The organism is Delftia sp. WSY_7, from assembly GCF_043104845.1.
GTDB lineage: Bacteria > Pseudomonadota > Gammaproteobacteria > Burkholderiales > Burkholderiaceae_C > Comamonas > Comamonas tsuruhatensis.
In genome coordinates, this window is record NZ_JBICLB010000040.1 from 138,953 (window position 1) to 160,253 (window position 21,301).

17 protein-coding genes are annotated in these 21,301 nt (G+C 70.3%); 2 read left to right on the plus strand and 15 right to left on the minus strand.

Annotated features, from left to right (window positions below; all coding sequences use genetic code 11):
- Positions 1–48 precede the first annotated feature (48 nt).
- From ACF8ME_RS22585 to ACF8ME_RS22650, 14 genes are all read right to left on the minus strand, one after another.
- Positions 49–861 (minus strand): crotonase/enoyl-CoA hydratase family protein, encoded by an 813-nt coding sequence (locus ACF8ME_RS22585; protein WP_046241661.1) that lies wholly within the window; start codon positions 859–861, stop codon positions 49–51.
- A 17-nt stretch (positions 862–878) separates the two neighbouring features.
- Positions 879–1,769, minus strand: a complete 891-nt coding sequence (locus ACF8ME_RS22590; RefSeq protein WP_034363614.1) for an SDR family oxidoreductase — start codon at positions 1,767–1,769, stop codon at positions 879–881.
- A gap of 77 nt (positions 1,770–1,846) precedes the next feature.
- The gene (locus ACF8ME_RS22595) at positions 1,847–2,995 is read right to left on the minus strand and encodes an acyl-CoA dehydrogenase family protein (protein WP_047218395.1); all 1,149 of its coding nucleotides are present in this window, start codon (positions 2,993–2,995) and stop codon (positions 1,847–1,849) included.
- A gap of 25 nt (positions 2,996–3,020) precedes the next feature.
- Entirely contained in the window at positions 3,021–4,583 is a 1,563-nt protein-coding gene (locus tag ACF8ME_RS22600) for a long-chain-fatty-acid--CoA ligase (RefSeq protein WP_017406340.1), read from the minus strand.
- A gap of 9 nt (positions 4,584–4,592) precedes the next feature.
- On the minus strand, positions 4,593–5,675 hold the full coding sequence (locus ACF8ME_RS22605; protein ID WP_017406339.1) for a CaiB/BaiF CoA-transferase family protein: 1,083 nt from the start codon (positions 5,673–5,675) through the stop codon (positions 4,593–4,595).
- Positions 5,676–5,687: 12 nt separating this feature from the next.
- Positions 5,688–7,343, minus strand: a complete 1,656-nt coding sequence (locus tag ACF8ME_RS22610) for a long-chain-fatty-acid--CoA ligase (protein WP_392418272.1) — start codon at positions 7,341–7,343, stop codon at positions 5,688–5,690.
- A 34-nt stretch (positions 7,344–7,377) separates the two neighbouring features.
- Positions 7,378–8,610: an ABC transporter substrate-binding protein gene (locus ACF8ME_RS22615; RefSeq protein ID WP_392418274.1), complete on the minus strand. Its 1,233-nt coding sequence runs from the start codon at positions 8,608–8,610 to the stop codon at positions 7,378–7,380.
- 156 nt (positions 8,611–8,766) lie between these two features.
- Positions 8,767–9,633 (minus strand): enoyl-CoA hydratase-related protein, encoded by an 867-nt coding sequence (locus tag ACF8ME_RS22620; RefSeq protein ID WP_392418276.1) that lies wholly within the window; start codon positions 9,631–9,633, stop codon positions 8,767–8,769.
- A gap of 29 nt (positions 9,634–9,662) precedes the next feature.
- Entirely contained in the window at positions 9,663–10,700 is a 1,038-nt protein-coding gene (locus tag ACF8ME_RS22625; protein WP_392418278.1) for a branched-chain amino acid ABC transporter permease, read from the minus strand.
- 130 nt (positions 10,701–10,830) lie between these two features.
- On the minus strand, positions 10,831–11,703 hold the full coding sequence (locus tag ACF8ME_RS22630) for a branched-chain amino acid ABC transporter permease (RefSeq protein ID WP_267177983.1): 873 nt from the start codon (positions 11,701–11,703) through the stop codon (positions 10,831–10,833).
- Positions 11,704–11,708: 5 nt separating this feature from the next.
- Positions 11,709–12,434 carry an ABC transporter ATP-binding protein gene (locus ACF8ME_RS22635; protein ID WP_392418280.1) on the minus strand — a complete coding sequence of 242 codons (726 nt, stop codon included), beginning with the start codon at positions 12,432–12,434 and terminating at the stop codon, positions 11,709–11,711.
- Entirely contained in the window at positions 12,418–13,242 is an 825-nt protein-coding gene (locus ACF8ME_RS22640; protein WP_212645414.1) for an ABC transporter ATP-binding protein, read from the minus strand. Before ACF8ME_RS22640 ends, ACF8ME_RS22635 begins: the two co-directional genes overlap by 17 nt.
- 70 nt (positions 13,243–13,312) lie before the next feature.
- Positions 13,313–14,497: an acetyl-CoA C-acetyltransferase gene (locus ACF8ME_RS22645; RefSeq protein ID WP_203400610.1), complete on the minus strand. Its 1,185-nt coding sequence runs from the start codon at positions 14,495–14,497 to the stop codon at positions 13,313–13,315.
- 134 nt (positions 14,498–14,631) lie between these two features.
- A complete protein-coding gene (locus ACF8ME_RS22650; RefSeq protein WP_016451398.1) occupies positions 14,632–15,414 on the minus strand; it encodes an SDR family NAD(P)-dependent oxidoreductase in 783 nt (260 codons plus the stop codon).
- A 177-nt stretch (positions 15,415–15,591) separates the two neighbouring features.
- Between ACF8ME_RS22650 and ACF8ME_RS22655 the strand changes: the two genes are divergently transcribed.
- Positions 15,592–18,357, plus strand: a complete 2,766-nt coding sequence (locus ACF8ME_RS22655) for a LuxR C-terminal-related transcriptional regulator (protein WP_392418282.1) — start codon at positions 15,592–15,594, stop codon at positions 18,355–18,357.
- A 12-nt stretch (positions 18,358–18,369) separates the two neighbouring features.
- Here the strand turns inward: ACF8ME_RS22655 and ACF8ME_RS22660 are convergent, their stop codons facing one another.
- Positions 18,370–18,828, minus strand: coding sequence for a GNAT family N-acetyltransferase (locus ACF8ME_RS22660; protein ID WP_047218404.1), 459 nt, complete (start codon positions 18,826–18,828; stop codon positions 18,370–18,372).
- A 128-nt stretch (positions 18,829–18,956) separates the two neighbouring features.
- Here ACF8ME_RS22660 and ACF8ME_RS22665 point away from each other — a divergent pair, with 128 nt between their 5' ends.
- Positions 18,957–21,299 (plus strand): FdhF/YdeP family oxidoreductase, encoded by a 2,343-nt coding sequence (locus tag ACF8ME_RS22665; RefSeq protein WP_392418284.1) that lies wholly within the window; start codon positions 18,957–18,959, stop codon positions 21,297–21,299.
- Positions 21,300–21,301: the final 2 nt, after the last annotated feature.

Here is a 21,301-nt window from a genome sequence, read left to right on the forward strand (position 1 = left end):
GCTGCGGCGGACCCGTGGGCAGGGTCCGGTGGTTGTTTCAAGAGGTGTCTAAAGGCCTTGGTCGCTGAACACCGGGGCCCGTTTTTCCAGGCCTGCGCGCACGGCTTCGGCCTGGTTGGCACTGCCCAGCAGGGCCTGCTGCTCGCGCGCCTCGGCCAGCAGGATGTCCTGGGGCGATGCCGTTTCGCTGAGCTGCATCAGGCGCTTGGACGCGCGCATGGCGTGCGGGCTGCTGGCCGCGATCTGGCGGGCCAGATGGCGCGCTTCCTCCAGCGGCGCGGAACTCACGCGCGTGGCCAGGCCCAGGGCCACGGCCTCGGGGCCGGGCACGATGCGGCCCGTGTAGACCAGCTCGCGCAGCACATCGCCGCGCACCAGCGGCGCGGCCAGCGCGCAGCCGGCCATGTCGGGCACCAATCCCCACTTGATTTCCATGATGGACAGCCGCGCATCCTCGGCCACCAGGCGGATGTCCGCGCCCAGGGCCAGCTGCAGGCCGCCGCCGTAGGCCACGCCGTGCACGGCGGCGATCACGGGCACGGGCAGTTCGCGCCAGCCCCAGCAGATCTGCTGGAAGCGGTTGGCAATGCCGTGCGTGCGCGCGGCCAGGTCCGTCATGTCTGCCGTCTGCTGGCCGTCGGCAATGCCGGCCATGCTGCCCATGTCCAGGCCCGCGCAGAAGGCGCGCCCCTCGCCATGCAGCACCACGGCGCGCAACCCGGACGTGTCCCGCAGACGCGCCAATGCGTCGATCAGGGCGTCGAACATGGCGGGGTCCAGCGCATTCATCTTGTCGGGCCGGGCCAGGGTCACCTCGGCCACGCCGTGGTCCACCGATATGCGCACGCGTTCTTGGCTCATGGCTTGTCTCCTTGTGTCTATGCGGTTCTTTGCTGGCGGTCGGCCGCGTTGCGCGATTCGATGGCGCTGCGCGCATTCGCCCAGTCCTGGTCGCTCCAGCTGGCCAGCCCGGCGAAGTTGCCGCCCGTCGCCTGGTATTGTCCGCCGTCTATGGCGATGGTCTGTCCCGTCAGGTACTCGGCCTGGCGGCTCATGAGGAAGACGGCCAGGTTGGCCAGCTCGGGCATGCGGCCGTTGCGGCCCATGGGGTTGTCGGCGCGCACATGCTCGCCGCCCTGCGGGTTCAGCCGCGCGCTCATGCCTTCGGTGGGAAACAGGCCCGGCGCGATGGCGTTGAAGCGTATGCCCCGGTTGCCCCATTCCACGGCCAGCGACTGCGTCATGGCATGCACGCCCGACTTGGCCATGGCCGAGGGCACGGTGAAGGCCGAGCCGTTCCAGACCCAGGTGGTGAGGATGGACAGCACGCTGGCCTTGCGGCCCTCGGCCAGCCAGCGGCGGCCGCACTCCAGCGTGAGGTTGAAGCTGCCGCGCATGACGATGTTGGCCACGGCGTCGAAGGCGCGCATGGACAGGTCCTCGGTGCGGCTCACGAAGTTGCCGGCCGCGTTGTTGACCAGGCCCGTGAGCGCGCCGCCGTCGGCCCAGATGGCCTCGATCATCTGCTCCACGGCCTCGGGCTGGCGCACGTCGCAGGCATGGCCTGTGGCCCGGCCGCCGTGCTGCTGCATCAGCTCCTGCGCTGTCTGCTCGACCACGGCGCCGCGCCGGCCGCACAGGTGGATGTCGGCGCCCAGCATGAGAAACGCCTCGGCCATGACCCGGCCCAGGCCGGTGCCGCCGCCGGTGACGAGGATGCGTTCGCCCTGGAGCAGGCCGGGCTTGTAGATGAGGTCGTCGAGGGTCATGGCTGCTGTCTCCTGTGCTGCCGGGGAAGGGATAGGGGGACTGCGGCAGCGCTTGGCGCCGCCAGGGGATCGGAGCGTCAGAGCGCGCGCGAGATCACTTCCTTCATGATTTCGCTGGTGCCGCCGTAGATGCGCTGCACGCGCGCATCGGCGTACATGCGGGTGACCATGTATTCGTTCATGTAGCCGTAGCCGCCATGCAGTTGCACGAGTTCGTCGAGCACGCGGCCCTGCGCTTCCGAGCCCCACAGCTTGGCCATGGAGGCCGTGGCCGTGTCCAGCGTGCCGGCCACCAGCTGCTCCACGCAGCGGTCGATGAAGGCGCGGCCCACGGTGAGGGTGGTGGCCACCTCGGCGAGCTTGAACCGGGTGTTCTGCATGTCGGCAATGGCCTGGCCGAAGGCGCGGCGCTCGCGCACATAGGCCAGCGTGGCCTCATAGGCGCCTTCCATGCAGGCCAGGGCGGCCAGGCCGATGATCAGCCGCTCGTAGGGCAGGTCGCCCATGAGCTGGTAGAAGCCCTGGCCTTCGCGCCCGCCTAGCAGCGCGTCCTGCGGCACGGTCACGTCGTCGAAGAAAAGCTCCGAGGTGTCCTGGGCCTTCATGCCCATCTTGTCGAGCACGCGGCCCACGCGAAAGCCCGCGCAGTCCCGGGTCTCCACGATGAGGATGGAGGTGCCGCGCGCGCCCTGGGCCGGGTCGGTCTTGCAGACCACGAGGATCAGGCCGGCCAGCAGGCCGTTGGTGATGAAGGTCTTGCTGCCGTTGATGCGGTAGCGGCCGTCCCTGAGTTCTGCGCGCGTGCGCACGCCCTGCAGGTCCGAGCCCGCGCCGGGCTCGGTCATGGCGATGGCGCCCACCAGTTCGCCGCGCGCCATGGCGGGCAGGTACTTGCGCTTTTGCGCCTCGGTGCCGTGGTTGAGCAGGTAGTGGGCCACGATGGAATGCACGGAGTTGCTCATGCCCGAGAGGGCGCGGCGCGCCATCTCCTCGTGGATCACGGCCTCGTGGCGGAAGTCGCCGCCGCCGCCGCCGTAGTCCTCGGGGATGTCGGTGCACAGCAGGCCCAGCTCGCCGGCGCGGCGCCAGATGGCATGGCCCACGTTGCCGCGCTGGCGTGCGGCTTCGTCCTGCGGCTGCATTTCGGTTTCCAGAAAGCGCACGGCGGTGGCGCGCAGGCTTTCCAGTTCGGGGGTGCTCCAGGAGCGTGTCAGTTGCAGTGGCATGGCTTGGACCGGTGGATTGAGGGGTTCAGTTGATGCGGCGTTCGCGGCCCTGCCAGTAGGGCTCGCGCAGCTGGAATTTCTGCAGCTTGCCCGCGGCCGACAGCGGCAGCTCGCTGCGGAACTCCACCGAGCGTGGGCACTTGTAGCCCGCGATGCGTTCGCGGCAGTGGGCGATGACCTCGGCCTCGGTCAGCGGCTGGCCCTCGCGCGCGACGATCACGGCGTGCACGCGCTCGCCCCAGCGTTCGTCGGGCACGCCGATGACGGCGCACATGGCGACCTGGGGCAGCTGGGCGATGGCGTTCTCGACCTCGGCCGAATACACGTTCTCGCCGCCGCTGACGATCATGTCCTTGAGCCGGTCCACGACGAAGAGGTAGCCGTCGGCATCCAGCCGGCCCATGTCGCCCGTGTGCATCCAGCCGTCCTTGAGCGCGGCGGCCGTCTCGGCGGGCCTGTTCCAGTAGCCCTGCATGACCATGGGGCCGCGTGCCGTGATCTCGCCCACCTCGCCGGGCGGCAGCTCGCGGCCCTCGCCATCGACGATGCGCACCTCGGCAATGGTCACGGGCCGGCCGGCCGCGCGCAGCAGGCGCTCGCGCTGCGGGCCGGGGCGGTGCTCGGCCGGGCCCATGGACACGATGGTGGGCGACAGCTCGGTCATGCCGTAGGCCTGGGCGAAGTCGGCGCCGGGCAGCGCCTGCATGGCGCGCTCCAGCAGGCTGGCGTCTATGGGCGCCGCGCCATAGAGCATGAGGCGCAGGCTGGACAGGTCGAATTCGGCCATGCGCGGATGCTCGATCAGCCGGCGGATCATGGTGGGCACCAGGAACAGCTCGTTCACGCCGTGCTGCTGGATGCCGTCCAGGATGGCCAGCTCGTCGAAGGCCGGCACGATGACCTGGGGTACCAGGCGCTGGGCCATGAGCAGGGCCAGGCCGCAGCCGGCCACATGGAACATGGGCGTGACCACCATGCCCACCTTCACATGCTGGCGCGGCACGTTGCTGGCATTGGACAGGGCGTTGATGAACAGGTTGTCGTGGCTGAGCATCACCCCCTTGGGCCGGCCCGTGGTGCCGCCCGTATACATCACGGCGGCCAGGTCGTTGCCGCTGCGCAGCGCGTCGGCGCAGGGCGTGGCGGCGGCCAGCAATTGCTCGTAGTGCAGCGCGCCTTCGGGCGCGGCGCCCGTGCCGCAGAACACCACGGTGCGCAGGCTGGAGGACAGCTCGCGCAGCCGGGGCACCAGGGGCGCGAAGGCATCGTCCACGAAGAGCACGCGCGTGTCGCAGTCGTCCAGCGAGTAGGCCACCTCGTGCGCGCTCCAGCGGATGTTGACGGGGTTGACCGCGGCGCCTGCCCACCAGCAGCCATAGAAGTATTCAAGGTAGCGGATGGAGTTCAGGCCCATCATGCCGACGCGGTCGCCGGGCGCCACGTCCAGCGCCCGCAGCAGGCCGGCGCAGCGTTCGATGCGCTGCGCAAGCTGCGACCAGCTGGCCTGCTCTGCGCCGCAGATGGCTGCCGTGGCGCCGGCCCTTTCGCGGCGGCCCTTGTGGATGGCCTGGGTGAGATACATGGGCATGGGGTTTCCTCAGGAGCGGGCATTCCAGGCGGCCAGCGTGTCCTGCAGGCTGGCGGCGCGCGGGGGGCGGGGCTGCTCGGGCACGCTGCGCGAAAAGCGCGGCGCCGGCGCGGGCTGGAGCACGCCGCCGGCCTCGGTGAACGTGGCGCGCGCGCGGTTGTGGGCATGCTGGGGCGCCTCGTCCCAGTCGAGCACGGGGGCGAAGCAGGCATCGCTGCCTTCCAGCAGCTCGCACCATTGCTGGCGCGTGCGCGTGCGGAACACATCGGCCAGACGCAGCTTGAGCAGGGGCCAGCGTGCGGCGTCCAGTTGCGCGTCGAACAGCGGGTCCTGTATGCCGCAGCGCTGGCGCAGCTCGGCGTAGAACTGCGGCTCGATGGCGCCTATGGCGATATATTTGCCGTCGGCGCAGGCATAGGTGTCATAGAAGTGCGCGCCGCCGTCCAGCAGGTTCTCTCCGCGCTGGTTGCTCCACTGGCCCTTGGCCTTGAAACCGTACATGAAGGCCGACAGCAGGGCCGTGCCATCGGTCATGGCCGCGTCGATGACCTGGCCCCGGCCGCTGCGCCCGGCCTCGTGCAGGGCGGCCAGCAGGCCCACGGCCAGCAGCATGCCGCCGCCGCCGAAGTCGCCCACGTAGTTGAGCGGCGGCACGGGCGCCTCGCCCGCGCGGCCGATGGCGTGCAGCGCGCCGGAGATGGCGATGTAGTTGATGTCATGCCCCGCCGCATGCGCCAGCGGCCCGTGCTGGCCCCAGCCCGTCATGCGGCCGTAGACCAGGCGCGGGTTGCGCGCCAGGCAGGGTTCGGGCCCCAGGCCCAGGCGCTCCATCACGCCGGGCCGAAAGCCCTCGACCAGCAGGTCGGCGCGTGCGATCAGCGCCAGGGCCGAGGCCTGGCCTTCCTCGCCGCGCAGGTCGATCTCGACCTGGCTGCGGCTGCGCGTGGTGATGTCCTGTGCATCGACCGGCGTGCCGGGCCGCGCGATGCGCAGCACCTCGGCACCCATGTCGGCCAGCAGCATGGCGCAGAACGGCCCCGGGCCCAGGCCCGCGAACTCGACCACGCGCACGCCTTCAAGCGGTCCTGGCATGGAGGTCTCCTTTCAGGCCGTGGGCAGTGGATGGTTCTTGTACTGCTCGCGCAGCTTGGTCTTTAGCAGTTTTCCCGTGGCCGTGTGCGGCAGCTCGGCCACCTGCAGCACATCGTCGGGCAGCCACCATTTGGCGATGCGCGTGGACAGGAAATCGAGCATGGACTCGCGGCTGACGCTGTGGCCTGCGCGCGGCACCACCAGCAGCAGCGGCCGCTCCTGCCACTTGGGATGGGCCACGCCGATGATGGCGGCCTCGGCCACGCCGGGATGGCCCATGGCGGCGTTCTCCACGTCGATGGAGGAAATCCACTCGCCGCCCGACTTGATCACGTCCTTGGCGCGGTCCACCAACTGCAGGAAGCCGTCGGCATCGATGGTGGCCACGTCACCCGTGGTGAAGAAGCCTTCCTCATCGACGGGCGAGCCGCCTTCGCCCTTGAAGTAGCCGCTGGCGATCCAGGGGCCGCGCACGCGCAGGTGTCCCCGGGCCTGGCCGTCCCAGGGCTGGGGCCGGCCGTCGTCGTCCACGATCTTGAGGTCCACGCCCCAGACGCCGCGTCCCTGCTTGAGCTTGACCTTGACCAGTTCCTCGCCCGACAGCGCGTCGTGCCGGGGCAGCAGCTTGCTGACCACGCCGATGGGGCTGGTCTCGGTCATGCCCCAGCCCTGCACGACCTGGGCGCCGAACTGGTTCTCGAAGCGCTCCAGCATGGCGCGCGGCACGGCCGCGCCGCCGATGCCTATGCTCTTGACGCCCAGCGCGCGCGGGTCGATGTCGGGATGCGCATCCAGGTACTGGAACAGCATCAGCCACACGGTGGGCACGCCCTGCGAGAAGGTGACCTTCTCGTCGCGCATGAGCTCGTAGACGCTCTGGCCGTCCAGGTGGGGGCCGGGCAGCACCAGCCGTGCGCCGGCCATGGCCGCCGCATAGGGCGTGCCCCAGGCGTTGGCATGGAACATGGGCACGATGAGCATCACGGTCTCGCGCGCGTTCAGGCCGAAGGTGTCGGGCGCCAGCTCCATCAGCGTGTGCAGCACGGTGGAGCGGTGCGAGTACAGCACGCCCTTGGGGTAGCCCGTGGTGCCCGAGGTGTAGCACAGCGACGAGGCCGTGCGCTCGTCGAACTCGGGCCACTCGAAGTCCTCGCTCTGGTTGCCCACCAGCTCGTCCCAGCAGTGCAGGCCGGGAAGGTCCAGCGCGGGCATGTGCTCGCGCGAACTCATGCAGACATACGTGGTGACGGTCTTCAGATGCGGTGCGAGCTTTTCCACCAGCGGCGCAAAAGTCACGTCGAAGAACAGCACCCGGTCCTCGGCATGGTTGGCGATGTATTCGATCTGCTCGGGAAACAGGCGCGGGTTGATGGTGTGCAGCACCGCGCCGCTGCCCGAGACGCCGAAGTACAGCGCCAGGTGGCGCCAGCTGTTCCAGGCCAGCGTGCCCACGCGTTCGCCAGGCTGCACGCCCAGCGACTGCAGGGCGTTGGCCACCTGGCAGGAGGCGCGGCGCATGCCGGCCCAGTCGGTGCGGTGCAGGCCACCGTCCCGGGTTTCCGGCAGGCGCGAGACGATTTCGGTGTGCGGGTGAAAGCGCGCCGCATGCTCGATCAGCGACGAAATCATGAGCGGGCGGTCCTGCATCAGTCCTTGCAAGGCGGGCATGGGGTGTCTCCTGTCGTTGTCCTGAAGGCCGGGGTCATTGCACGGGCGCGTAGCGGCTGCCGTCGAAGCGCACGAGCTGCATCTTCTTGATGGGGAAGAAATCGTCCCCACCGGTCTGCAGGCTGATGCCCGGGTAGAGCATGGGCAGGTCCATCTTCAGGCTGGCGGCCTGCTTCATGATGTTGGCGCGCGTGAGCTCGTCGCCGGCCTGCCTGAGCACCTGCACCAGGGTCTGGGCCTGGGAGTAGCCGATGACGTTGAGCGAATCGTTGGGGTCGCCGGCCGGGTAGAACTGCTTCATGAAGGCCAGGTAGCCGGCCAGCTCGGGTGTGCCCTGGTTGGTGGGGTCCGAGGGCTCGCGCAGGTAGCTGGCCGTCATCACGCCGCGCGCGTTGTCCAGGCCCGCAGGCTTGAGCACCGAGCTGATGGACAGCGAGACGCTGACCAGGTAGTGCGCAGGCTTCCAGCCGATGTCGGCGGCCTTGCGTATGGACTGGGCCGCGAACTTGGGCGTGCTGATGTTGATGAAGGTGTCCGCCCCCGAGCCCTTGAGCGCCACCATCTGGCTGTCCACCGTGGGGTCGCCTACCTCGTAGGTCTGCTGCACGACGATGCGCTGCTTGGCCTGCTCGCCGAAGCCGTCGAGCACGCCCTTGAGGTAGTCCTTGCCGAAGTCGTCGTTCTGCATCAGGACGGCCACCTTGGCCTGGGGCCGCGTGGCCAGGATGTGCTGGGCGAAGGTGCGGCCTTCGAGCTGGTAGGTGGGCTGCCAGCCCATGGTCCAGGGGAAGTTCTTCGGATCGCCCCAGCGCGTGGCGCCCGTGGAGACGAACAGCTGGGGCACCTTGCGCTGGTTCATGTAGCGATGCACGGCCTGGTTGTGCGAGGTGCCCAGCGCGCCGAACATCAGCAGCACGCCGTCGCGCTCGACCAGCTTGCGCGTCTGCTCCACGCTCTGGGCGGGGTTGTAGGCGTCGTCGGCGGAGAGGTAGGTGATCTTGCGGCCGTTGATGCCGCCCTCGGCATTGATCTTGGCGAAGTAGGCCGCATGGGCCTTGCCGATGGTTCCGTAGGCCGACACGGGACCTGAGTAGGGCACGAAGTTGCCGATGCGGATCTCGGTGTCGCTGGCGCCGGTGTCGTACTTCTTCTGGGTCTGGGTCTGGGTCTGGGTCTGGGCCTGGGCTGGCACCTGGGTGATGGCCGGCAGGACCAGCGCCAGGCAGGCGATCAGGGCCCGGGGGCCGCGGGCGAAGGGGTTGCGCATGGTGGTCTCCTGGCTTGCGGGCGCCGTGCCCGCTTTTCTTGTGGTGGCCGGTCCATGGTAGGAACCGGCCCGGCGCGCGCCCATCGTCGATTCCGACGAATGCATGTGCGGGCGCAGCAAGGTGCGTCGGGAAGGCGTGGCGGGAAGGCGCGGCGGTCAGCCCGGCTGGCGTGGCGCGAACACGGGCTCGCGCTTTTGCATGAAGGCCTGCACGCCCTCCATGAAGGCCGGCGCGCCCACCAGCTCGCGCTGGCGTTCAGCCTCGTAGTGAAGCTGCTGCTCCAGCGTGGAAGCGGCTGCGTGGTCCAGCGCGCGGCGGGCTTCCAGCACGGCACCGGCCGGCAGCCGCGCCAGGCGGGCGGCCGTGGCCAGGGCCTGCTCGCGCAGGGCCTCGTCGTCCACGCAGGCCCAGACCAGGCCCCAGTCGGCGGCCTGCTGCGCGCCCAGCCTGTCGCCCAGCAGGGACAGGCCCAGGGCGCGCGCACGGCCCAGCCGGCGCTCGATGAACCAAGTGGTGCCCAGGTCCGGCACGATGCCCAGGCGCGGCAGGAAAGGCAGGTAGAAGTAGGCCGAGCGCGCCGCCAGCGCCACGTCGCCGGCCAGGGCCAGGCCCACGCCGGCCCCGGCTGCCGCGCCGTTGATGGCGCAGACCACGGGCACGGGCAACTGCTGCAGGTCCAGGATGAGGCGGTTGGACAGCTGCTGCATGTTGTCGGCCGTCTGCGCGCCCAGCGTGCGGCCATCGGCCTGGGCCCCGCCTTGTGCCCCACCTTGTGCCCCGCCCATGGACGACAGGTCCGCGCCCACGCAAAAGCCCCGGCCCTCGGCGGTGAGCACCAGGGCGCGGAGGGAGGTGTCCTCGCGCACCTCGGCCAGCAGTTCGCGCAGCCGCAGCTGCAAGGGCCTGCCCAGCGGATTCATGCGGGCGCTGTCCTGGAGGACGATGAGTGCGATCTCGCCGTTGTTGCCGCTGTCGCCGTTGTTGCCGTGGCGTTCCATGCGGACGGCCTGACTGGAATTCATGGGGGACTCCTGTGGGTGGGGATGGAAAGTCAGGTGCGCGGCCGCTGCCGGGGCAGGTGCAGGCCCGGCCGGCCCGGTCGGCCCAGTCGGTGCAGCAGGCCCATCACGCCGCCGGGCATGGCGAACATGAAGACGATGAGCACGGTGCCGTAGACGGCCCAGGGCGCGGCCTTGGACACCTGCTCGGCCAGCCCCGGGATGAACATGATGAACAGGGCGCCGAACAGCGCGCCCCACAGCGTTCCCACGCCGCCCACCACCACGCCCACCAGCAGCGAAATGGACAGGAACATGGTGAAGGAGTCAGGCGCCACGAACTGCACGGCAATGGCCGACAGCGCGCCGCCCACGCCCGTGTAGCCGGCCGAAATCGCAAAGGCCATGGACTTGCAGTGCGCGTTGTCCACGCCCATGGCCTCGGCCGCCATGGCGTGGTCGCGGATGGCGCGCAGCGCCAGGCCGCTGCCGCTGTCTATGAGGTTGCGCGCCATCCAGAACAGCAGGGCCGCCACGGCCAATGCATAGAGGTAGAACCACTGGTCGGCATCCAGCGGCAGGCCCCAGGGCGCCTCGGGCTTGGTCAGCACGATGCCGCCCACGCCGCCGGTCCATGCCTCCAGGTGGCGGTACTTGAGCAGCTGGGGCATGGCCACGCCCAGCGCAAAGGTGGCCAGCGCCAGGTACAGCCCTTCCAGCCTGAGCGCGGGCCGCCCGAACAGGTAGCCCGCCGCCAGGCTCACCAGGCCCGCTGCAGGCACGGCCAGCCAGTAGGCCAGGCCCGCGCGGTCCATCAGGATGCCGGCCGCATAGGCGCCTATGGCGAAGAAGGCGCCATGGCCCAGCGAGATCTGGCCGCTGTAGCCCGTGAGGATGTTCAGCCCCACCAGGGCCACGGCATAGGCCAGCACCATGGTGGCCTGGAACAGCTGGTAGCCCTTGGCCACGAAGACCAGCGAGCAGGCCGCCAGCGCCAGCGCCGCGATCAGTACCGTGCCCAGGGGCAGGGGGCGGCGCGCGCTGGTGGAGGCGACCAGCGCGTCAGACGAGGAGGCGGATCGTGTGGACATCATTGTTCTCCAGGGCGTTGGGCACAAAACTGGCGTGGCCCAAAAGCGAGGGTGTCGTCCCCCTCCCGCGTAGCGAGAGAGGGGGCGCCGTGCAACGGGAAGCGGCGTAGCCGCTCAGGGGGGACATTGTTCAAACCCTCCTGACGACCTTGCGGCCCATCAGCCCGGCCGGCCGCACGATGAGCACGCCCACGATCAGCACCAGGGCCACCGAGAGCTTGAGTTCGGTGCCGACCACGTAGCTGCCCACCAGGTTTTCAAGCACGCCCACGATGAAGCCGCCCAGCACGGCGCCCGCGGGGCTGTCGATGCCGCCCAGCAGCGCGCCCGCAAAGGCATACAGCAGCACGCCGCTCATCATGTGCGGATCAAGGAAAACCACGGGCGCCACCATCATCCCGGCCACCGCGCCGATGGCGCCGGCCAGGCCCCAGCCCAGCATCAGCATGCGCCCCACGGAGATGCCCACCAGGCGCGAGGAGGCCGGGTTCTGCGCGGCCGCGCGCATGGCCAGCCCCAGCGGCGTGAGCCGGAAGAAGGCAAACAGCAGGGCCACGATGGACAGCGCCACGAAGATGGTGCCCACCTCATGGGCCGACATCAGGGCGCTGCCGTACCAGGCGTCGGCCGGGAACGGGCTTGGGAACTCCTTGATGGTGTAGCCGAAGATCCAGCCGGCCAGGCTGTGGAAGACGATCAGCAGGCCGATGAAGACCACCACCTGGGCCAGGTCCGCTGCCTTGTGCATGGGGCGGATGATGGCGAACTCCGCGGCCGCGCCCAGCACGAAGGACAGCGCCACCGTGGCCAGGAAGGCCCACCAGTACGGCAGCCCCGCCTGCAGCAGCGCCCAGGCGATGAAGGTGGAGAACATGGCCATCTCGCCCTGCGCGAAATTGATGTGGTGCGTGGCCTGGTAGATCATGACCAGGGCCAGCGCCACGGTGGCGTAGATGCCGCCCGTGGCCAGGCCGGCCAGCAATTGGTGGATGAAGGCGTCCATGGCAGCTACTCCCCGAGATAGGCCTGGCGTACCGCATCGTTGCGGCGCATGGCTTCGCTGGGGCCGTGCAGCACGATGCGGCCGGTCTCCAGCAGGTAGGCGCTGTGCGCCAGCTCCAGCGCCAGGCGCGCGTTCTGCTCCACCAGCAGGATGGTCGTGCCCTGCTCGGCGTTGATGCGCTGCAGGATGCCGAAGATGTCGCGCACCACCAGCGGCGCCAGGCCGAAGGAGGGCTCGTCCAGCAGCAGCAGGCGCGGGCGGCCCATGAGGGCGCGGGCAATGGCCAGCATCTGCTGCTCGCCGCCAGACAGCGTGCCGGCCTGCTGAGTGCGGCGCTCGCGCAGGCGGGGGAAGTAGCCGAACATGCGCTCCATGTCGCCGCCCACGTCGGCACGGGCAGCGCGCGTGGGCCGGGCCTGCGCGCCCAGGCGCAGGTTGTCCTCGGCGCTGAGCTGGGCGAAGGTGCCGCGCCCGTCGGGCACATGGCCCACGCCCTGGCGCGCGATGCGCTCGGTGCTGTGCCGGTCTATGCGTTCGCCGGCCAGGCGCACCTCGCCGCGTGTGTCCACCAGGTGGCGGCAGATGGCGCGCAGCGTGGTGGTCTTGCCCGCGCCATTGGCGCCCAGCAGGGCCGTGACGCGGCCTTCGGCCAGGTCCATGTCGATGCCGTCCAGCACGCGCACCGACCCGTAGGCCGCATGCAGTCCGCGGATTTCAAGCAGTGCCGCCATGCGCCACCTCCCTGTCCTGATCCTGCGGCTGCATGTCCGAGCCCAGGTAGGCGCGGATGACTTCGGCATGGGCGCGAACCTCGCCCGGCGTGCCCTCGGCGATCTTGCGGCCGAAGTTCAGCGCCACGACCTTGTCGCTCACGCGCATGACCAGGCCCATGTGGTGCTCCACCAGCAGCACGGTCAGCCCCAGCCGGTCGCGCAGCGACAGGATCAGGTCGCCCAGGCCGGCCAGCTCCTCATGGTTGAGGCCGCAGGCCGGCTCGTCCAGCAGCAGCAACTGCGGGCGGCAGGCCAGGGCGCGCGCCAGCTCCACGCGCTTTTGCGTGCCGAAGGGCAGGTCGGCCACGCGGCGCTCTGCCACGCCCGTCAGCTCCAGCAGGGCCATCAGCGATTGCGCCTGGGCGCGGGCTTCTGCCTCGCGCCGGCGCACGCCGGGCAGGCGCAGGGCGTCGCGCACAAAGCCTGCGTGCTGGTGGCTGTGCGTGCCCAGGCGCACGTTGTCGGCCACCGTCATGCTGGAAAACAGGGCCAGGTTCTGGAAGGTGCGGCCCATGCCCAGCGCGGCCATGCGGTGGCGCGCCAGCGTGGCCAGCGGCTGGCCGCGAAAGCGGATGTGGCCGGCCTGCCAGGCATACAGCCGCGACAGGCAGTTGAACAGGCTGCTCTTGCCTGCGCCGTTGGGGCCGATGAGGCCGCAGATCTGGCCTGCCGCAACATCGAAACTCACGCCGTCCAGCGCGACGATGCCGCCAAAGCGCAGCGAAACGCCTTCGATGCGCAGCAGGGGCTGCGAGTCCTGGCTCATGGCTTTCCCTCCCCCCCGATGGTGGGCGGCCGGCGCGGGCCGCGCCGGCCGCACGGTGGCATGGCGGCGCCTACAGGCGCTCGATGATGGTGACGTTGGCCATGCCGCCGCCCTCGCACATGGTCTGCAGGCCGTAGCGCCCGCCGCGTGCATGCAGGGCGTGAACCAGCGTGGCCATGAGCTTGGTGCCCGAGGCGCCCAGCGGATGGCCCAGCGCAATGGCGCCGCCGTTGACGTTGAGCCGCGCCGGATCGGCGCCCGTGGCCTGCAGCCAGGCCAGGGGCACGGGGGCAAAGGCCTCATTGACTTCGTACAGGTCGATGTCGGAGATGCGCATGCCGGCCTTCTTCAGCGCGGCCTGGGTGGCGGGGATGGGGGCCTCCAGCATGATCACGGGGTCATGCCCGAGCAGGCTCATGTGGTGGATGCGCGCCAGCGGCTGCACGCCCAGGGCCTTGAGGCCGCGCTCGCTGACCACCATGACGCCGCTGGCGCCATCGCAGATCTGGCTGGCCGTGGCGGCGGTCACGCAGCCGCCCTCGCGGATGGTCTTGACGCCGGCAATGCCTTCCAGCGTGGCGTTGAAGCGTATGCCTTCGTCCACCGTGTGCGGCTGGCCTTCGCCCTCGGCACCGCCTTCGGCGCTGCGCGCCTGCACGGCCAGGATCTCGCGGTCGAAGCGGCCCTCGCGCGCGGCCTGCACGGCGCGCTCATGGCTTTGCAGCGCATAGGCGTCCAGCTGGTCCTTGGCCAGGCCGTACTTGCCGGCCATCATCTCGGCGCCCATGAACTGGCTGAACTCCACGCCCGGATAGCGCTGCTGCATGGCCGGGCTCATGTACACGCCCAGGCCGGACTTGGCGGGCAGGGCGTTGGGCGTGCCCATGGGCACGCGCGACATGCTCTCCACGCCTGCGGCGATCACCATGTCCATGCTGCCCGACATCACGGCCTGGGCCGCGAAATGCAGGGCCTGCTGGGACGACCCGCACTGCCGGTCCACCGTGGTGCCCGGCACGGACTCGGGCAGGGACGAGGCCAGCACCGCGTTGCGCGCCACGTTCGTCGCCTGCTGGCCGACCTGGCTGACGCAGCCCATGATCACGTCCTCGACCTGGGCCGGGTCGGCCTGGCTGCGGCGCACCAGCTCGTCCAGCACCTGGGCCGCGAGATCGGCCGGATGCCAGCCCGAGAGCTTTCCGCCGCGCTTGCCGCCCGCCGTGCGCGTGGCGGCGACGATGTATGCCTGTGCCATGGATATGTCTCCTGTTCCTGTATTCCTGGGGGGGATGGTGGCCCGGCCGGCGCGGGCCGGGCATCGTCGCAATCGACGATTCCGGCCAGGGAAAACGCGGGGACGGTGCCTGCCGTGGTGACTGGGCGGTGCGCCTAGCGCGGCGCCATGCGGATGGCGCCGTCCAGGCGCACGCACTCGCCGTTGAAGTAGCCGTTGGTGATCATGGTCTCGGCCAGGTGGGCGTATTCGTCGGGCTGGCCCAGCCGCTTGGGGAAGGGCACGGAGGCGGCCAGCGCCGCCTTCACGTTGTCGGGCGCGCCCTGCAGCAGCGGGGTGTCGAAGATGCCGGGCAGGATGGTGTTCACGCGGATGCCCTCGCCCATGAGGTCGCGCGCGATGGGCAGGGTCATGCCCGTGATGCCGGCCTTGCTGGCCGAGTAGCTGGCCTGGCCCATCTGCCCGTCCTGCGCCGCCACCGAGGCCGTGTTGACGATGGCGCCGCGCTCGCCGTCGGCCAGCGGCTCCAGCGTGAGCATGCCCGCCGCCGACTTGGCGATGCAGCGGAAGGTGCCCACCAGGTTGATCTGGATGATGCGGTCGAAATTGGCCACGGGCAGGTGCCGGATCTCGCCCGTGGCCTTGTCGCGGCTGGCCGTCTTGACGGCATTGCCCGTGCCCGCGCAGTTGACCAGGATGCGCTCCTGCCCATGGGCCGCGCGGGCCTGGGCAAAGCCCGCGTCCACGCTGGCCTCGTCGGTCACGTCCACGCGGCAGAACAGGCCGCCTGTCTCGCGCGCCAGCGCCTGCCCGGCCGTCTCGTTGAGGTCGAACAGGGCGACGCGCACGCCCCTGGCGGCCAGGCGGCGCGCGGTGGCCGCGCCCAGGCCCGATGCCCCGCCCGTGACGACGGCGCTGATGCTTGCGTCAAGCTTCATGTGTGGGTCTCCTTTGAGAGAGTCTTTGCCGCGCGCCCTGTCGCCTTGGCTCGCGACAGGGCGCGCTGCGCTGCCTATGATCTGCAGGCCAGTCTAGGAATCACCCCGCATTGCCGCCATCGTCGAAACCGACGAAAGTGCCCGCTCCTTCACTCCTGCCATGTGCTCCTCGCCCGCATGCCGTCCCCAGTGCCCATTCCTGCTCCCGGTTCCGGCTATGTGCCCCAGGCCAAGCTGAGCCCGCCGCGCGCGGCCGCAGCCCAGGTGGCGCGCCTGGCGGTGGCCGCGCGCTGGCCCGAGGCGCTGCGCGCCCGTGTGGTGCTGGTGCGTGCGCCGGCCGGCTTCGGCAAGACCACGGCCATGCGCCAGATGCGCGAGCGCCTGCAGGCCGAAGGGCAGGCCACGGCCTGGCTCACGCTGGATGCCGCCGACAACGATGTCTCGCGCTTTCTGCAATGCCTGGGCGCGGCCGTGCGCGGCCTGGGCGGCATGGCCGAGCGCGAGGCGGACGGGCCGGGCGAGCTGTCCCGGGCGCTGCAGTCGCTGGCCGGCGAAGGCCGGTCGTTTGCGCTGTTCATCGACGATTTCGAGGTGCTGCACAACGATGCCGTGCTGGGCCTGGTGCGCCAGCTGATGGAGCAGTTGCCCGTGCACGGCCGGCTGGTCATAGGCTCGCGCGCGTTGCCGGCCCTGGGGCTGGGGCGGCTGCGCACCAGCGGCCAGCTGTTGGAGATCGATGCGGCGCTGCTGCGCTTTTCAGCGGCCGAGGCCGAGGAGTTCTTTCGCCTGCGCGGCTGCGCGCTGCCGCGCGAGGCCGTGGCGCGCCTGGTGGACAAGACCGAAGGCTGGATAGGCGCGCTGTGGCTGGCCTCGCTGGCGCTGGAGCGGCATGGGGCGCACAGCGATTTCATCGAGCGCTTCTCGGGCTCGGAGCGTGCCGTGGCCGACTACCTGGCCGAGGACGTGCTGGCACAGCAGGCCGCGCCCGTGCGCGATTTTTTGCTGCGCACCAGCATCCTGCGCACGCTGGATGCCCAGGTCTGCCAGGCCCTGGTGCCGCGCGCCGATGGCGCCGCCATGCTGCAGGCGCTGGAGCAGGCCCATCTGTTCTTGCTGCCGCTGGCCGACGAAGGGCAGGGCAGGCGCAGCTGGCGCTACCACAGCATGTTTGCCGACTTCCTTCGCGCCCAGCTGCAGCGCGAGCGCCCCGGCGAGGTGCAGCGCCTGCATCTGGCGGCCAGCGGCTGGTACGAATCCTGCGGCCGGCCCGTGCCCGCCATCGAGCATGCGCTGGAAGGCGGCGACCTGCCGCATGCCCTGTCCCTGCTGGCGCGCCATGCCGAGGCGCTGATGGAGCAGGGCCGCATGCGCCTGCTGTCGCGCTGGTTCACGGCCCTGCCGGCGCCGCTGCTGGCGCGCGAGCCGCTGCTGCAGGCCGTGGCCGCCTATGCCGACTGCTTCACCCGTGGTCCCGTGCAGGCACAGCTGTGGCTGGATGCGCTGGAGCCCGGCATGGCCGCCGACCCTGCCGCGCAGGCCCTGGTCATCGCCCTGCGGCCGCTGCTGCTGGCCATGATGGACCGCGTGGAAGAGGCTGCGCCACTGGGCCGCGAGGCGCTGGCGCGCCTGCCCAGCTGCCGGCCCTTTGCGGACAGCTCGCTGACCAATGCCATGGCCTACGTGGCATCGGTGCTGGGCGATACCGACGAGGCCCGCCGCCTGCTGGATGCGGCACGCAGCACCCAGGCCGGCAGCCTGTTCAGCCGCATGTACACCGAGGCCATGGAAGGCGTGCTGGACCTGTCCGCCGGCCGGCTGCGCCAGGCGGCAGCGCGTTTCAGGGTGGCGCTGGCTGCCACGCCGCGCAGCGCGGCCTACAACCCCACCAACGGCAATGCCTGGGCAGGCGTCCTGTACGCGGGGGTGCTCTACGAGGGCAATGACATCGACGGCGCCGATCACCTGCTGCAGGTCTACCTGCCGCTGGCACGCGATGTGGGCCTGCCCGACCACGTGATCGCCAGCTACCGCATGCGCGCGCGCATCGCCTTCCTGCGCGGCGACGTGGATGCCGCCGTGGGCCTGCTCACCGAACTGGAATACCTGGGGCACGAGCGCCAGCTGCCGCGCGTGACGGCCAGCGCGCGGCTGGAACATGCGCGCATCTTCGTGCTGCAGGGCAACCGGGCGGCCGCGTCCGAGGCGCTGGAGCGTGCCGACGACCCTGGCGTATGGCCGCGCGTGGAACGCCTGCGCCTGCCGCCGCACGAGGTGGAGGACATCGCCATCGCCCGGCTGCGCTGGGGTCTGCACTTTGGCGACTGCCGTGCCGTGCGCGATGCCATCGCCCCCTTGCTGGCCGATGCGCAACTGCGCGGGCGCCGCCACCGCAGCCTCAAGCTGCAGGTGCTGTGCGCGCTGGCCGAGGCGGGCTGCGGCGACCTGGACGCCGCCGCCGCCATGCTGGCCCAGCCGCTGCGCCACGGTGCCAGCGAAGGCTTTGTGCGCCTGATGCTCGATGAGGGGCCGCTGCTCGCGCCCGTGCTGCAGCGCGTGCTGTCGCCCTCACTGTCGCTTTCACAGACGCCTTCACTGACGCCTTCACTGACGCGCCGCACGGAACCGGCGGAGCCGGAGGCGGCCGCCCATGCGCAGCGGCTGCTGTCTGCCCTGGGCGAGCCCGCCGAGCCCCCCGAGCTGCAGGCAGCGGATGCGCCCCAGGGCCCGGCGCCGGCCACGGCGCTTGCCGAGCCCCTGACCCGCAAGGAGCTGCGCGTGCTGGAATTGCTGGCCTCGGGCTACTCCAATGCGGCCATGGCCGAGAAGCTCTTCGTCTCCGACAGCACGGTGCGCACCCACCTGCGCAGCATCAACCTCAAGCTGGGCGCGCGCAGCCGCACCCAGGCCGTGGCGCTGGCGCGGGAGCTGCGGGTTCTGCGCTAGGCCGCTGGCGGCTCAAGCCTGCAGATGGCGCGCATAGGTCAGGAACACTTCGTCACGCACCCAGCCCAGCGACTCGTACAGCGCCTGGGCGCGCAGGTTGTTGCGGGCCGTGGTCAGGTCCATGCGTGCATGGCCCGTGGCGCGGGCATGGGCTTCGGCCGCCAGCAGCAGGGCGCGGCCCACGCCCAGGCGGCGCGCCTCGGGCACCACGAAGAGGTCGTAGAGCACGTAGATGGGCGCGGCCAGCACCGAGCAGAACGAGGGATAGAGCTGGCAAAAGCCCAGGGCGCTGCCGTCCGGTCGGCGGGCCAGCAGGATCACGGATTCGCCGCGCTCCAGCCGCGCCGTGATGAAGGCCAGCGCCGCGTCGGCATCCGCAGGTTGCTCGTAGAACTGGCGGTAGGCATCGAACAGCGGCGCGATCAGCGCGGCGTCTTCGGGGATGGCGGTGTGTATGGCTGTGGAGTTCATCGGTGGTCCGGGGCGGAGGTTGCCAGCATGGCGCAGGGCAAGGATGCCGTGCTCATATCTTTGCTGAATCTCTCCATTTGGAGATGTGATTTGACCTGGATCATGGACAGGCGGAACACTCCCGGCCCATGTCCGAACAAAAGATCGAGTTCTACAAGGGCGCCGCTGGCGGCTGGGGCGCATTGCGCAGCGTGAGCCAGGCCCTGATGCGCCAGGATATCGCCGTCAAGGGCGCCAAGACGCTGCTGTCGGCCAACCAGCCCGACGGCTTCGACTGCCCGGGCTGCGCCTGGCCCGACCGCAACCACCATTCCACCTTCGAGTTCTGCGAGAACGGCGCCAAGGCCGTGGCGGCCGAGGCCACGGCGCGCCGCGTGACGCCCGAATTCTTTGCCCGGCACACGGTGGCCGAGCTCATGGCGCAAAGCGATTTCTGGCTGGAGGACCAGGGCCGGCTCACCGAGCCCATGGTGTACGACGCGGCCAGCGACCGCTACCGGCCCATCGCCTGGGACGACGCCTTTGCGCTGATTGCCCGCCACCTGAACGCGCTGCCCGACCCGAACCACGCCATCTTCTACACCTCGGGCCGCGCCAGCAACGAGGCGGCCTTCCTGTACCAGCTGTTCGTGCGCGCCTACGGCACCAACAATTTCCCCGACTGCTCCAACATGTGCCACGAGCCCAGCGGCAGCGGCATGAAGCCGCAGATCGGCGTGGGCAAGGGCACGGTGCAGCTGGCCGATTTCGAGCAGGCCGATGCCATCTTCATCTTCGGCCAGAACCCCGGCACCAACCACCCGCGCATGCTGGGGGAGCTGCGCGCAGCCCACAAGCGCGGCGCGCGCATCCTGAGCTTCAACCCGCTGCGCGAGCGCGGGCTGGAGCGCTTCCAGGACCCGCAAAGCAAGCTGGAGATGGCCACCCTGGGCGCCACGCCCATCAGCACGCACTACTTCCAGCTGCGCGTGGGCGGCGACATCGCGGCCGTCAAGGGCATCATGAAGCATGTGATCGCGCAGGACGATGCACTGGGGCAAGGGGGCGGCGGCGTGCTCGACCATGCCTTCATCGCCGAACACACGACCGGCTTCGAGGCCCTGGCCGAGGACCTGCGGGCCGAGGACTGGGGCCTGCTGGAGGCCGAGTCCGGCCTGAGCCGCGCGCAGATGCAGACGGCGGCCGAGGTCTACATCGCCGCCCGCAGCACCATCGTCTGCTGGGGCATGGGCATCACGCAGCACATGCATTCGTTGGCCGCCGTGCAGATGCTGGTCAACCTGCTGCTGCTGCGCGGCAACATCGGCCGCCCGGGTGCGGGCGCCTGCCCGGTGCGCGGCCACAGCAATGTGCAGGGCGACCGCAGCATGGGCATCTGGGAAAAGCCGCCGGCCGCGCTGCTGGACCGGCTGCAGCAGGTCTTCGGCTTCGAGCCGCCGCGCGCCCACGGCGTGGACGTGGTCGAGTCCATCCGCCTCATGCTCGAAGGCAGGGGCAAGATCTTCTTCGCGCTGGGCGGCAACTTCGCGGCGGCCACGCCCGACACGCATGCCACCTGGCAGGCGCTGCGCCGCTGCGACCTGACCGTGCATGTGACCACCAAGCTCAACCGCAGCCACCTGGTGCACGGCCGCGAGGCGCTGATCCTGCCCTGCCTGGGCCGCACCGAGATCGACATGCAGGCCGGCGGCCCGCAGGGCGTGACGGTGGAGGACTCCATGGGCATGGTCCATATCTCCAGCGGCATCAACCCGCCTGCGTCCGAGCACCTGCTCAGCGAGATCGCCATCGTCGCGCGCCTGGCTGCCGCCACGCTGGGCGCGCAGCGGCCCGTGCCCTGGCTGGAGCTGGCTGGCGACTATGCACGCATACGCGAGCTGATCGAGCAGGTCTTCGACGACTTCCACGACTTCAACGCGCGCGTGGCCGTGCCGGGCGGCTTCAAGCTGCGCAATGCGGCGAGCGAGCGCATCTGGGAGACGCCCCGGGGCAAGGCCGGCTTCTTCGTGCACGCCGTGCCGCGCGACACGCCCGTGCACCGCGCGCGCGCCGCGCGCAGCCCCGGCGCATCGCCGGTGTTCACGCTGTTCACCACGCGCTCGCACGACCAGTACAACACCACCATCTACGGCATGGACGACCGCTATCGCGGCGTCTTCGGACAGCGCCGCGTGGTCTTCATCCATGCCGAGGACATCCGCGCCCTGGGCATGAAGGATGGCGACTGGGTGGACCTGCAGACGGTGTGGGATGACGGCCAGCAGCGCAGCGCCGAGCGTTTCAGGCTCGTGGCCTACGACATTCCGCGCGGCTGCATCGCTGCCTACTATCCCGAGACCAATCCGCTGGTGCCGCTGTCGGCCACGGCCATCGTGGCGGGCACGCCCAGCTCCAAGTCCATTCCCGTGCAGCTGGTGGCGCACCGGCTGCCTGCCGTGCCGTCTCCCGCGCTGGAAGAAATGGCGGCCTGAAG